The following is a 12,216-nucleotide window of genomic DNA, read 5'->3' on the forward strand; positions in this document are numbered from 1 at the left end:
CCTAGCGCATACACTTTCAGTGTTGCACGCAACAGCAACGCCGCTCCAGCCCCACAGGGGTGTGCTGCGGTTCGGCTGGCGGGTGAACGGCGAATGCCCCTTCAGAGAACGGACCCCCACGATGACCGACGCCCCCACCGACGTCGATGCTCAAGCCGCCGCCACGGCGTTCATGACCGCCAGTCGGGCTCTGCTGGGAATGTCGTTGCGGTCCGTGGCTGCGGCCCCGGTCCCGTTGACGGTGCCCCAGCACCGACTCCTGGTCCTCGTCTCGTCCGACGGCCCACGTCGCATCGGCGCCGTCGCCGACGACCTGGGGGTCAACCAGTCCAACGCCAGCAGGCTGGTGGCCCGCCTCGCCGAGCAGGGGCTCGTCCAGCGGGTCACCGACCCCGCTGACGGACGCGCCTCAGTCGTCGAAGCAACCGCAGCAGGACGTCGTGTCCTGGATGCCGTCAGCGACCACCGCCTGCGAGAGATCCGCGCCGTCGTCGCTGCCATGCCACCTGGGAGCTGGCGCCCCGCCGTCGCGGTGCTGCATGAGTTCAACTCCGCCGCACACGAGGCAGAGGCCGCAGCGCCGAGCACCCCCGATGAGGAAGACCGATGAGAGCCCTGACCAGTCGGCGGGCCGCGCCTGACCCGCTGGGCGCGTACGACGTGGCGGAAGACGACGTCCCGGCCGTGGCCAAGCCTCTGGGAGGTGGTGCCTGATGTGGATGACGATCCTGTACGCCGCTGGCGCTTCGTTGCCGCTGCTCGCGGGTGCCATCGTGGGAGTGCGGTGGCAGCCGCCGCAGCGACTGGTGGCGTCGGTCCTGGCCTTCGCGGCAGGAGCGCTCATCGTGTCGACGTCCTTCGAGCTGTTCGAGCCCGCTTACGAAGGCGGAGGTGCCTGGCGGGCCGCGCTGTCATTCGGGGCGGGTGCGCTGGTCTTCGTGGTCGCCGACACCTGGCTCGACCGTCGTACGTCCGGGAGCTCCGCCGGGCTCGCGCTTCTGGCCGGGGTGACGCTCGACGGCATCCCTGAGAACACTGCCCTCGGTGTCTCCCTCAACAGCACGGCCAGCCTGGCGCTGCTCGTCGCCGTCTTCGTCAGCAACTTCCCCGAGGCGTTGGCCGGCGCTCGAGGCATGCTGGACCAGGGCCGCAGCTCGCGGTTCGTCGTCGGTGTGTGGAGCGGCGCCACGGTTCTCCTGGCCACCGCCGTGCTCGCGGGCCGGTACTTCTTCGTCGGCGCAGACCCCGCCACGTTGGCCTACCCCCTCGCCTTCGCCGGTGGCGCGGTGCTGGCCTCCGTTATCGACACCCTCGCTCCGGAGGCCTTCGGCGAGGGCGGTCCGGCCATCGCACTGGCCAGCGCCGCCGGCTTTGTGACGGGCTTCTTGCTCAGCCTCTGACCCGCGGGCGGTTGTACGGCCGTTGCGCAGATCGGGCGCGCCGCTGATGCCGTGATCAACCGTCACGCAATGGTTATCGCGCCGTGACGTCCGCGCTCAGGACCACTTCTCCGAAGCCATCTGACGCCGCCCAATGCGGTTGTCCGTGATGTCGACGGGCCAGCGACACGCCGTCTTGCTCACCGGCGCCTTGCTATGTGTTGAAACATGCCTCCTACCCGCGAAAGCACACCGATCGAAAGCCATCACGCAGGTCGTCGTCGGGCGCGTTCATCTCGAAAGTGGCGCACGGTGATGGTGCTGGTGGTCTGCGTGCTCCTCGCCGGCGTCTTGTCGTCGTGCGGCCAGGAGGGAGTGAGCGGCGCGGCGCCGTTGAGTGAACGGGCAGAGAACGACGTGCCCCTCAACCCGCCGACATTGCGGTTCCACGTATCCGCGGACGGTCAGGTCGACGCTTCCCCTGACCGGGAGGCCGAGGCCGGCGAAGTCGTCGCACTCGTGTTGGAGAACGAGAGCGACTCCGACTACGAGCTGCGCCTGCTGGACCCCGACGGGGACGACGTCTTTACCGTGGAGGCGCCGGCGGGCGAGCGCGGTGATGGTCGCGCGTCGCCTCGCACGGGGGGAACCCATTTCGTCCAGGTCTACCCAGTCGGCGACCAGGAAGCGGCTGAAGAGTTCTTGGTCCAGGTGACGGAGACCTGAGCTTCAGGCCGCACGAGCGGCAGTCTCAAATCGCTGACATCTACTGGAGGTGAAGCATGCGCACGAACCGACGAGCCCTGTTGTGCGCCGGTCTTCTGCTGGGACCCGTCGGCTTGTCCGGGTGCTCTGCGGAAGAATTCCGCGCCGCTGAGCCCTACCAGCCTTCGATCGGCAGCAGCGCCCGTACGGAACAGGTCGACGCCCTCGGAGTGGCCATCGTGGTCGACGGCGACGGGAATGGCCGAGTCGTTGGCACCTTGCTGAACACAGAGAACGTACGACACGCCTTGACCGGTGCCACCGTCAAGAGCGACGGGGTACCCGTGAAGGCAGCCGTACTGACCGACGTTGTGCGGCTGCCACCGCACGAGCAGGTCAACCTGGCTCACGAGCCCCCCGTGTCGGTGGCCGCGGGCGGTCTGTCCGTGGGCTCGTTCGTCGAGCTCACGCTGGACGTCACCGATGGTGAACTCGTGCAGATGCTCATCCCGGTCGAGGCGCGCAAAGGCCCGTACGCCGACATCGACGTAGTCAGCGTCTCAGCCGCGAGAGTGTCGCGCTCCTGACGTCGTGCCCGGCGGCCACCACCGAACACACGGAGGAGAGCCAGTCGGCCACGCATCCATCGACAAACCATGGTCAGGGTTGGCCGCAAGTCAACAAGTCCCGGTGCGCGGCGGGCCAGTCACCGGCCCATGACACCTACCGCGTCGGCAGGTGAGCGCTCAAGAGAGACGGGGTGAGCGGCCAACGTCCAATCGGCCGGCTTGGCCGAGTCCTGGTCAGTGGGCGGCGCGGTCGCGGACGACGAACTCCAGCCGGCCGGTGTCGTCGGTGCGGACGTCGAGCACGCTGTCAGCGAAGCGCAGGGCGGCGATGGGCGCGAGGAAGACGCGTGCGCCGTCGTGCTCGACAACGTGGTCCATCTCTTGCGGGGCAGTGGCGCGATTGACAGCGAAGGTGGGACGGTCGCTGCGGCGACTGATGCGCAAGCCGGGTACCAGTTCGCCGGTCGTGGACGTCGAGAGCAACCTGACGGCTTCGTGTGCCTGGTCGGTGAGGGTGAACATGGTTCGGTCTCCTTCGGCTGGTTGGTGGTCTTTCGTTGTGGCTCGGTGGCTGGTGTGCGCAGCAGGTGGTGATCCTCGAGCCGGTTCGACTCCGGTCCACGCGGCGGGGCGGGTCATCCGGCCCGGCTGATCGTGAAGGCGGCCAGGAACCCCAAGGTGGCGAGCAGGCCGGCGTACAGGTGAGTGCGCTCGAACGCTTCGGGGATCATGGTGTCGGCGACCATCGTCAAGATCGCCCCGGCCGCAAGGGCGGTGATGACGGAGACCACCTGCACCGAGGCGCCTTCGAGCAGGAGACAACCGAGAAGTCCCGCGGCGCCGCTGGCAAGCGCCACACCGATCCACACGCCGAAGACGTAGCGCGCAGGACGACCGCTGCGTTTCATACCGGCGGCACTGGAGAGCCCCTCGGGGAGGTTCGAGATGAAGATGGCCGCTAGCACGGGGATGCCGACGCCGTTTCCGCCCAAGAGCGAGAGCCCAAGGACGACGGACTCGGGGATGCCATCGAGCAGGGCGCCGACCGCGATAGCGGTACCGCTGCCATCCTGCTCGTGCTCGCTCGGTTGTTGGTCCCCGGAGCGCTTGCGGTGTCGTGCGCCCCCTCTGGCCAGGACGAGGTTGGCCAGCAGGTAAGCCACAGAGCCGGCGATGAAGCCGGCCACGGTGGGCAGCAGGCCACCGCTGCGTTCGGCCTCGTCGACCAGGTCGAAGGCGAGCGCGGAGATGAGCACACCAGCACCGAAGGCCATCACCGAGGCGACGATGCGCTGCGGCACGTTGCTCAGCCAGGCGACGAGCGCGCCTACGACCAGCGCCCCGCCTGCGGCGAGTCCCCAGAGTCCGGCTTGCGCCCAGATCGGCATGTCAGCGAGAAGGCCGGGGACGTCGCGAGGCGGTCGCGATCGATGTGTCTGTCATGGCGATCTCCTTGCTCATCGTCTCGCCTGGTCAGGCTGGCGAGGCCGGCCGCCTTTCGGTTGCCGTCGGGCCGGGTGGCTTGTCTGCGGAGCATCGGCGTGCTTTCGTTGCCCAAGAGCATACATGCTGTTGCGCATCTAATGGAAGGCGATCGACATGCCCGTTCGAGTAGTCCGGCCCCAAGCGTTGTCCGGTCACCCGTGACGCGCCGAGCGACTGGCGACGTGGTCCGTCCTGCCCCGCAGGTGCTGCGCCAGTACGCGCTCATCGCCGACGGGGAGCGGGGCGCACTGGTTGGACCGCGCGGCGACATCGCGTTCATGTGCGCTCCGAGCTGGCACGACGACGCGGTGTTCTCCAGCCTGCTCGGAGGGCGCGGCGGCTACGGGGTGAGCCCCGCCGACGACCGGTTCGTGTGGGGCGGCTACTACGAGCCGCAGACCTTGATCTGGCGCAGCCGGTGGGTCTCGACCAACGCGGTGACGGAGTGCCGCGAAGGGCTTGCCTTCCCCGGCGACCCCCACCGTGTCGTGCTGCTGCGCCGGATCGAGGCAACACTCGGCGTAGCCCACGTCCACGTGGGTCTGGATCTGCGGGCCGACTTCGGCGCCCGGACGATGACCGTCGCTCGCAGCGAGGACGGGCACTGGCACGGTCACTCCGGCGAGCTCGCCTACCGATGGTCCGGTTCCACCCAGCATGCCCACCTGGAGGACGGGCGACTCGTCCTGGATCTCGTGGTGCCGGCTGGCGAGTCCCGCGACCTGGTCCTGGAGATCACACGTGGCGAGCTCCCGCACAGGTTGCCCGACCCGGAGAAGCTCTGGGACCGCACCGTGCAGGCATGGAAGGACACCGCTCCCGACATGAGCAGTTCCGCGACTCCCGGAGCCTCCGGCCACTCCTACGCAGTGCTGCGGGGCCTGACCGCCAGCACCGGTGCGATGGTCGCCGCTGCCACGACCTCGCTGCCCGAGCGCGCCGCCCAAGGACGCAACTACGACTACCGCTACGCCTGGATCCGCGACCAGTGCTACGCCGGGCGCGCAGCAGCCGTCATGGGAGACAACGCCCTGCTCGACAGCGCCGTCCAGTTCGTCTCGGAGCGGGTCCTCACCGACGGGCCAGACCTGCGGCCGGCCTACACAGTGACGGGAGGTCCGGTGCCCGACCAGCAAGACGTCACACTTCCCGGATACCCCGGAGCCCCGGTACGGACCGGCAACTGGGTGAATCGCCAGTTCCAGCTCGACGCACTCGGCGAGGCACTGCTGCTCCTCACCGCCGCAGACGGTCGCGGCCGGTTGCACGACGACGGCCGCCGCGCCGTCACCACGCTCGTCGAGGCGATCCGCAAGCGCGACCACGATGCCGACGCCGGCATCTGGGAGATCGACGATCGCCGCTGGGCCCACTCGAGGCTCATGTGCGCCGCCGGCCTGCGAGCCGCCGCAGACGCCCCCTCGCTTGGCATCGACACCGACGCCGCATCGTCCTGGCGCGACCACGCCGACGAGCTCGTCAGCTCGGTGGACCGAGACTGCCTGCACCACTCCGGACGCTGGCAGCGTTCACCCCACGACGACGCAGTGGACGCAGCCCTGCTCCTGCCCGGGATCCGGGGCGCGGTCGCGGCACACGACCCGCGAAACGTCGCCACGATCCGAGCGGTGCTCGAGGAGCTCACCGACGACGGCTACGTCTACCGGTTCCGCCAAGACGCTCACCGGCCACTGCATGAGACCGAGGGCGCGTTCACCCTGTGCGGCTTCTGGATGTCGCTCGCTCTGCTCAACCTCGGTCGACGCGAGGACGCCCTGCGCTGGTTCGAGCGCAACCGCGCCGCCATGGGGCCGCCGGGACTTCTGGCCGAGGAGTACGACGTCGTCCAACGCCAGCTGCGCGGCAACCTGCCCCAGGCCTTCGTCCACGCCCAGCTCATGGAGACCGCCCACCGCCTGGGCCAGGCAGGGGTGAGCTCCCAAGGCTTCCAGGCCCGCGCCCGGTGAAGGCGCCACACCCGCACACCCAGCCGACACCCAGCACTCCGAGGAGGAGCACATGAAACCCAAGAAGAGCCCCCGAGTCGTCGTCATCACCGGAGCATCCGGCGGCATCGGCCGAGCCAGCGCTCGCCTGTTCGCCGGCGAGGGCGACCACGTCGTGCTGCTCGCCCGCGGCAGTGCCGGCCTCGAGGCAGCGGCCCGCGAGGTCCGCGACCTCGGCGGCCACGCCCTCACGATCAGCGTCGACACCGCAGACCACCATGCGGTGGAGCACGCAGCAGCCCGAGTGGAGGCCGAGATCGGGCCCATCGACGTCTGGGTCAACGACGCGTTCACCTCCGTGTTCGCGCGCTTCGTCGACATCGACCCCGAGGAGTTCCGGCGCGTCACCGACGTGACCTACCTCGGCTTCGTCAACGGCACCCGAGCCGCACTGCGCAGAATGCTTCCCCGCGACCGCGGCGTGATCGTCCAGGTCGGCTCGGCCCTGGCCCACCGCGGCATCCCCCTGCAGAGCCCCTACTGCGGCGCCAAGCACGCCATGTGGGGCTTCCACGAGTCCCTCCTGACCGAACTGCGCCACGAGCACAGCAACGTCCACGTCACCTCGGTCGCCATGCCGGGTGTCAACACGCCACAGTTCAGGTGGGTGCTATCCCGGCTGCCGATGCAGGCACAGCCCGTACCGCCCTTCTACCAACCGGAGGTCGCGGCCCGGGCCGTCCTGTACGCCGCCGCCCACCCCCAACGACGGGCCTACTGGGTCGGCGCCACCACGGCCGCCACCATCATCGCGAACCGGGTCGCAGGTGGCCTGCTGGACCGCTACCTTGCTCGCACCGGCGTGTCGTCGCAGCAGACGGACACCCCCCGCCCCGCCTACCAGCCGGTCAACCTCTGGGAGCCGGTCGATGACGAGGAAGGTCACGACTACGGCGCCCACGGCGTCTTCGACGACCGCGCCGTCGCCCACTCACCGCAGCAATGGGCCTCCCAGCACCGACGTGCCCTCGGCGTCGCCGCCCTGGCGGCAGCAAGCGGCGGCGCCTTGCGCGCCTGGCGGACCGCATGAGCACCACGCGTCCGGTCGACGTCGTCCGGCTGGGCCTTGGCCTGGTGACCCTCACCCGGCCCGAGCTGCCGCTACGACTAGTTGGAGAACGCAAGCACCAGCACGAACGGGCAGCGGTCCGCATCCTCGGAGCCCGCTACGTCGCCCAGTCCGTCATGGGACTCGCGGTCACCCGCTCTCGGCAGCGACCCGCTTCCTCGAACCGTGCTCGACCGTGGCTGCAGCAGCTCGACGTCACCATCGAGGTGATCCATTCCGCCACCATGCTCGCGCTGGCCGGCGCCTCGCCGAGGCACCGCCGCCTCGCCCTCCTCAGCGCCGCCACGGCCCTCGGCTTCTCAGCCGCCGACCTGCGGGAGAACGGGCGATGACGACACCCTCACTGCCTCCCGCAGAGACGGGGTCACCAACGGGGAGCACCTGCATCGGAGTAGCGACGTGACGACCGATGACTCCGCCCCGGGCCTTCGCCGGGCCCGGCACCTGGTCCGTCCTCGGTGGGTCTGGGGCGGGCTCGCCGGCGCCCTGAGCGGTGCCGTCGTCCTGAGCATCGGCGTGGTGGTGTTGTCCGTTCCGCTCTCCTTGACCGGCACCGTGCTGCTGCTGCTGGGCGCGGCCTGCAGCGTCCGCGGTGGCGTGCTCTACGACGCCGTGCCGGGGTTCTCCCCGCGCCAAGAGCTCCGCCAGATGCGCGACGGAACGGTCCACCCCGGGGTCGCCGCAGGTGACATGGTCGGCACGGACCGTGCCCGACGTGACGCAGTGGCGTCCAACCACCTCACCCGCGACCTCGAGCGGGCCGCCCACCATCCCGAGCGAGCTCAGTGGGCGCCAGTCGCCGGGTGGACGTCCATGCTCATCACGGCAACCCTCGTCGTGTCCCAGTGGAACCTGGTGGCCCACAACGCCACCGGCGCAAGCAACAGCTTCCGCGACACAGGGTGGGCGATCCTGCTCGGACTCTCGGGAATGCGTGTGGCCGTCGTGGCCGGCCGGCACCGCATCTCAGGTGCGGTCATGCTCGTCTCGGGACTCGGCCTGGCCCTGGGAGGCATGCTCGCCGAGCACGACCACTTCGGGCTCCAGATGGTCGAGGTCACCACCGGATGCCTCGCCATCGCGTGCGCACTCGTCGCCTACCTCTCACCATCGTCACCGGCGTGAGACTGGCGCGCTGAGCTCGGCAAGGCGGTTTGGCCGCGTCCCGCTGTGGAGGCCGCGGTCAGGTCGTCAAGCATCCGTCGACGGTGACGACCTGCCCGGTCACGTAGGACGAGCGCGGCGAGCTCCGCCAGAGCACAGCGTGGGCCACCTCCTCTGGACGGCCGAGACGACTATCGCGATGAGGGGCTGGCACCGCGCCACACGTGCGTCCCGTTCGTCGGGGGACGCCTCGTGGACATGGCGATCCAACCGTGGGCGTCGCCATCACTCACGGACGAACGCCGTTGACTCATGCTCGTCGGTGGCCCCGAGTCGGAACGAGATCGGGGCTGATGGGGATCATCTGTAGTGAGTCTTTCCGCCGCGTGCGCTCGTGCCCTCGCCCCAAGCGACTGGGCGCAGAGTCAGGGGCTATTGCTGGTCCAGGCTGCGGCCGGCTTTCAGCGAATCCGGTGATTCCAGCACCACAAGCCCGTACCAGTGAGTGGCTCAGTGAACCTGGCATGCATTCCTTCGGCCGCCAGCACGGCCAGCTCGGCGTCGGTGTGGCTGCCTGCGTGGAACACGACGTGAAATTCTACGGTGGCATCCTGTCCGCGAAGAATCACCGCATCAACCCGATGAAGCGAAACCGACGCTGGCACAAACCGGGAAGGCGGAATGAGTAGGACGCTCAGGTCAGCGGTCGCTTCGTCGTCGAGTCCCCCGTACCACGCGCGTTGCGTTACAGCGAGAGACGCTCGGAGTCGCGCGCTATATCGTGGCACGGGACCAAACGCGGTCGTGGACCGGTGAAGACTTGAGCCAACCTACGCTCATGTATCCCCCTCGTAGGAGCAATTCAGCCGACGTCAGAGTAGGCGGTCTGTTGAGGGCCAGGTCGCCGGACCGGTTTCACCTGACCTAGCCGCTCCGCTCCCCGCGACGTGCGTCTAACCGCCGCCTGATGGCGCCCGTCATTTACCGGATCTGCCCGCCTGGGCGCCACGTGCGTTCAGCATCCCCATTTTGATGCGGTGGCGCCACCCTCCCCGCTATGAACGAAGGATTCCTGCTGTCTCGAGAAGCGCAGGCAGCACCGAGTCGGCGATGACCGCGTACCCGGCGCTCGAGGGGTGGATCCGGTCAGCGGAGAACAATGAGGTGTCAGACGCGAACGCAGCCGAGGCCCGGCCGTCCGCATCAGCGACGCGGCCTCCCTCGGCCTCCACGACTTCAGCCTGCCGGCGTCGCAGCACCTCGCTTGCCTGACGCACCGCGTCGCGCAGAAAGACCGGTACGTGCGGGACCGCGCCCAGGTCAGGTGCGGGGGCAACTACTACCTGCGCTTGCGCCGCGCGTAACCGCCGCACTGCTGCACCCAAGCTGCCTACGGCCGCGTCGAGGGGCTCACGGTGGGTGAGGTCGTTGGCGCCGATGACGATGAGCACAAGGTTCGGCCTCCACGCGAGCGCCGGACCGACCTGGTCGGCCAGGTCGCGACTGCGTGCACCAGGGACCGCGAACACGCGATGGTCGATCTCGTGGCCGTGCCGTTGCAGCGCCCCCACCAATCGCGCGCCCAGCCGGTCGGATGGACGTGCGGCTCCTTGACCCCAGGCGATGGAGTCCCCAAGCAACGCAAGTCGCGTGGTCGGCCACGCGGACCGCGCGCTCTCGTCGTCGGAGTTCAGCGCTCAGCCCGGAATGTTGCGAGGGTCGTGCCCGTAGGTGTTGCGCTCGCCGATGGTGCCGTCGAGGTTGCGAATGATGTGCTCGACGCGTGCGTCTCTCGCGCGCTCCCGGCCCTCCTTGACCGCGTCCTCCTTGCGGTTATGCTCGCCAGGCAGCTCGCCGTGTGCCTCCACGCGGTTCCGCCACTTGCCGTCTGCGTGGTACGTCTCGATGTCCCCTTCGGGCATAGTGCGTCACCTCTCAACCCGCTGCTCCGACTTCAACCAAGTACCCGCCGCAACGCGCCCGAATACGCCACCGAACCTTGGTGACCTGTCGGTGCATCTACGACAGCTTGTTCGTAGACTGTCGAACACACGTTCGATCCGTAGGAGGCGATGGCTCAGTGGCTGGGGGCATGGGGCGAAAGGACGACACGTTCGGTCGCGAGACCCTCGCTGAACGGGTCGCCAACACGCGTGCCCGAGACCCCGACGAGGCAGCCGGCGCTCGCACGGCTGCAGGTCCGGTAGCGCACGACACATCCGGCTTTCACCCGGCAAGGCCCACTTCCCCGCCTGCTTCGTGGGCTGCACCACCGGCGTTGCCACCGACGCCGAGTTCGCCACCTCCACCCATACGGCACTGCTGGTACCTCAACCCCGACCTCGGCCGACTCCCCGCCCTTCTGCTCAAGTGGCGTCACACCGGCGACCGGCACTTCGACGGGTTCATTTGCACTGTGGCCCTCGACAGCGACGGCGGATACGCCCTCGTCGAGATGTGGGTCGATGCCGCGCTGCTAGCGCCGGCATGACCCAGTCGGCGCAGGGAGGGCTGCTGGCCACCTCCCGCGCAACCGGATGGGCGGTCCGATGATCGCTCGAGAGGACGTCTGGCGAAACGCCGACCTACGGACTTAGGCGAGCGGGCCAACCCGCGCCTTATCGCCTGTTGGCGCATCCAAACATCTGGAGCTGATGAGCGTCGGTCTGCTCAGTCCCGTGGCGAGCACCCAAGTTCACCGCTGGCCGGTGCGAGAACGCGTCTCACCAACGAGTCGGCAGCATCTTCGCTGGTGTCGTTGCATGCGTCGCATCCGCATGCGGGGAACGCTTTGCTTCGTCGCCCACCGCCATGACGGAGAACGCTTAAGTGACGCTGGCCGCGGTCCATTGGGCCGGGACTGGGCTGGTCGTGCCGCGAGCGGGCGAGGCAAGATGACGTGCGTGAGCGACTCGGGTCGATGGGTGTCGTGGGACCAAGCAGCTGAGCTTGCCGGGGTGCGGGTGCCGACGGTGGAGCATGCCGTGCGCGTGGGACGCATCAAGCGCCGGCCGATGCGCGGTGCGCGACCGTCGTTGGACAAGGCGTCGGTGCTCGAGTGGGCGGTCTGGTATCGGGAGGTGAAGGCCGGACAGGCGCAGCGGCGTGCTGCTCGAGAACGTGCACGTGCTGCCAGCAAGTCTCGCGGCAGGGCTCGGGGACAGTCGCCGCGTGTCTCCACCCCTGAGGCCGTCGAGGCTCCCGAGGACGAGACGTGGTTGGCGGTCCCCGAGGCGGCGCTCGTGCTGGACTGTTCGGAGAGCTCGGTGTTGCGGTGGGCCGACGGCGGGCACCTGGTCGTCAAGGTTGACGGTCGAGCGTGGTTGTCGGGGTCGTCGGTTGCCCGGCTGGCAGCTACCCGCGCCGGTGATGCGGCCGCGTGGGTAAGCCAGGAGGAAGCGGCCGCCATCGTCGGGTGCAGCCACGCGCGCATTCCTGAGTTGGTCGACGAGGGGTTGCTGGTGCAGCGGCCCGGGCCGCGGTGGCAGGCGTCCATCAGCTGGGAGTCAGCGAACGCGGCTGCGGTGGTGTGGTCGCGCCGGCTCCGCGAAGCCGCCGCCGACCGTCAGGCACGGAAGGCTGCACGGCCCACGAATGCGGCCCCGGATGATGGTCAGGAGTGGGTGACGACCGGTAATGCGGCACAGATGCTGGGAATGACGCGCAACGGGGTGGGTGAACGCATCCGGTCAGGGACACTGCCGGCGGTGCTGCGGGGCAACCGCTACTGGCTGCGGCGCATGGACGTGGAGTCAGCCGCGACGGGGGAGGCGATGTACCCCTGCGACCAGGACCGTTCGCTCTGACGTCGGTTACTGCGACGGAGGCGCCGGCAACGGCGACGGCGACGGCGACGTCGACGTCGACGTCGACGTCGACGTCGACGTCGACGTCGACGT

The 12,216-nt window shown here is 69.0% G+C and carries 15 protein-coding genes; 9 read left to right on the plus strand and 6 right to left on the minus strand.

Annotation, left to right across the window (positions count from 1 at the left end; genetic code table 11):
- The first annotated feature begins 121 nt into the window (after window positions 1-121).
- From AC1DP1_RS19835 to AC1DP1_RS19850, 4 genes are all read left to right on the plus strand, one after another.
- Window positions 122-610 (plus strand): MarR family winged helix-turn-helix transcriptional regulator, encoded by a 489-nt coding sequence (locus tag AC1DP1_RS19835; protein WP_477508301.1) that lies wholly within the window; start codon window positions 122-124, stop codon window positions 608-610.
- A gap of 103 nt (window positions 611-713) precedes the next feature.
- Window positions 714-1,400 (plus strand): ZIP family metal transporter, encoded by a 687-nt coding sequence (locus AC1DP1_RS19840; RefSeq protein WP_477508302.1) that lies wholly within the window; start codon window positions 714-716, stop codon window positions 1,398-1,400.
- A 291-nt stretch (window positions 1,401-1,691) separates the two neighbouring features.
- Window positions 1,692-2,105, plus strand: coding sequence for a hypothetical protein (locus tag AC1DP1_RS19845; protein ID WP_477508303.1), 414 nt, complete (start codon window positions 1,692-1,694; stop codon window positions 2,103-2,105).
- A gap of 56 nt (window positions 2,106-2,161) precedes the next feature.
- Complete coding sequence (locus AC1DP1_RS19850; protein ID WP_477508304.1) at window positions 2,162-2,671, plus strand: hypothetical protein; 510 nt, start codon at window positions 2,162-2,164, stop codon at window positions 2,669-2,671.
- A gap of 216 nt (window positions 2,672-2,887) precedes the next feature.
- Here the strand turns inward: AC1DP1_RS19850 and AC1DP1_RS19855 are convergent, their stop codons facing one another.
- Complete coding sequence (locus tag AC1DP1_RS19855; protein ID WP_477508305.1) at window positions 2,888-3,175, minus strand: hypothetical protein; 288 nt, start codon at window positions 3,173-3,175, stop codon at window positions 2,888-2,890.
- Window positions 3,176-3,288: 113 nt separating this feature from the next.
- On the minus strand, window positions 3,289-4,041 hold the full coding sequence (locus AC1DP1_RS19860) for a ZIP family metal transporter (protein ID WP_477508306.1): 753 nt from the start codon (window positions 4,039-4,041) through the stop codon (window positions 3,289-3,291).
- Window positions 4,042-4,320: 279 nt separating this feature from the next.
- Here AC1DP1_RS19860 and AC1DP1_RS19865 point away from each other — a divergent pair, with 279 nt between their 5' ends.
- From AC1DP1_RS19865 to AC1DP1_RS19880, 4 genes are all read left to right on the plus strand, one after another.
- Entirely contained in the window at window positions 4,321-6,105 is a 1,785-nt protein-coding gene (locus AC1DP1_RS19865) for a glycoside hydrolase family 15 protein (RefSeq protein ID WP_477508307.1), read from the plus strand.
- Between the two features lie 52 nt (window positions 6,106-6,157).
- Window positions 6,158-7,174, plus strand: a complete 1,017-nt coding sequence (locus AC1DP1_RS19870) for an SDR family oxidoreductase (protein WP_477508308.1) — start codon at window positions 6,158-6,160, stop codon at window positions 7,172-7,174.
- Entirely contained in the window at window positions 7,171-7,545 is a 375-nt protein-coding gene (locus tag AC1DP1_RS19875) for a hypothetical protein (protein ID WP_477508309.1), read from the plus strand. Before AC1DP1_RS19870 ends, AC1DP1_RS19875 begins: the two co-directional genes overlap by 4 nt.
- Before the next feature lie 67 nt (window positions 7,546-7,612).
- On the plus strand, window positions 7,613-8,338 hold the full coding sequence (locus AC1DP1_RS19880; RefSeq protein WP_477508310.1) for a hypothetical protein: 726 nt from the start codon (window positions 7,613-7,615) through the stop codon (window positions 8,336-8,338).
- A 58-nt stretch (window positions 8,339-8,396) separates the two neighbouring features.
- Here the strand turns inward: AC1DP1_RS19880 and AC1DP1_RS19885 are convergent, their stop codons facing one another.
- The 4 genes from AC1DP1_RS19885 to AC1DP1_RS19900 form a co-directional block, all read right to left on the minus strand.
- On the minus strand, window positions 8,397-8,603 hold the full coding sequence (locus tag AC1DP1_RS19885) for an SDR family oxidoreductase (protein ID WP_477508311.1): 207 nt from the start codon (window positions 8,601-8,603) through the stop codon (window positions 8,397-8,399).
- A 769-nt stretch (window positions 8,604-9,372) separates the two neighbouring features.
- Window positions 9,373-9,957 (minus strand): SGNH/GDSL hydrolase family protein, encoded by a 585-nt coding sequence (locus AC1DP1_RS19890; RefSeq protein ID WP_477508312.1) that lies wholly within the window; start codon window positions 9,955-9,957, stop codon window positions 9,373-9,375.
- Between the two features lie 57 nt (window positions 9,958-10,014).
- Complete coding sequence (locus AC1DP1_RS19895; protein ID WP_477508313.1) at window positions 10,015-10,239, minus strand: DUF2188 domain-containing protein; 225 nt, start codon at window positions 10,237-10,239, stop codon at window positions 10,015-10,017.
- A gap of 748 nt (window positions 10,240-10,987) precedes the next feature.
- Window positions 10,988-11,167: a DUF6226 family protein gene (locus AC1DP1_RS19900; RefSeq protein WP_477508314.1), complete on the minus strand. Its 180-nt coding sequence runs from the start codon at window positions 11,165-11,167 to the stop codon at window positions 10,988-10,990.
- Window positions 11,168-11,220: 53 nt separating this feature from the next.
- Here AC1DP1_RS19900 and AC1DP1_RS19905 point away from each other — a divergent pair, with 53 nt between their 5' ends.
- Entirely contained in the window at window positions 11,221-12,123 is a 903-nt protein-coding gene (locus AC1DP1_RS19905) for a helix-turn-helix domain-containing protein (protein WP_477508315.1), read from the plus strand.
- Window positions 12,124-12,216 lie beyond the last annotated feature (93 nt).

This window comes from Nocardioides sp. P4_G10, from assembly GCF_056401175.1.

Coding starts and splice junctions, on each gene's coding strand:
- AC1DP1_RS19885 (WP_477508311.1), bottom strand. CDS start 8,603: ATGGCGACGCCCACGGTTGGATCGCCATGTCCACGAGGCGTCCCCCGA.
- AC1DP1_RS19875 (WP_477508309.1), top strand. CDS start 7,171: ATGAGCACCACGCGTCCGGTCGACGTCGTCCGGCTGGGCCTTGGCCTG.
- AC1DP1_RS19850 (WP_477508304.1), top strand. CDS start 2,162: ATGCGCACGAACCGACGAGCCCTGTTGTGCGCCGGTCTTCTGCTGGGA.
- AC1DP1_RS19900 (WP_477508314.1), bottom strand. CDS start 11,167: ATGGACCGCGGCCAGCGTCACTTAAGCGTTCTCCGTCATGGCGGTGGG.
- AC1DP1_RS19870 (WP_477508308.1), top strand. CDS start 6,158: ATGAAACCCAAGAAGAGCCCCCGAGTCGTCGTCATCACCGGAGCATCC.
- AC1DP1_RS19840 (WP_477508302.1), top strand. CDS start 714: ATGTGGATGACGATCCTGTACGCCGCTGGCGCTTCGTTGCCGCTGCTC.
- AC1DP1_RS19860 (WP_477508306.1), bottom strand. CDS start 4,041: ATGCCGATCTGGGCGCAAGCCGGACTCTGGGGACTCGCCGCAGGCGGG.
- AC1DP1_RS19895 (WP_477508313.1), bottom strand. CDS start 10,239: ATGCCCGAAGGGGACATCGAGACGTACCACGCAGACGGCAAGTGGCGG.
- AC1DP1_RS19835 (WP_477508301.1), top strand. CDS start 122: ATGACCGACGCCCCCACCGACGTCGATGCTCAAGCCGCCGCCACGGCG.
- AC1DP1_RS19855 (WP_477508305.1), bottom strand. CDS start 3,175: ATGTTCACCCTCACCGACCAGGCACACGAAGCCGTCAGGTTGCTCTCG.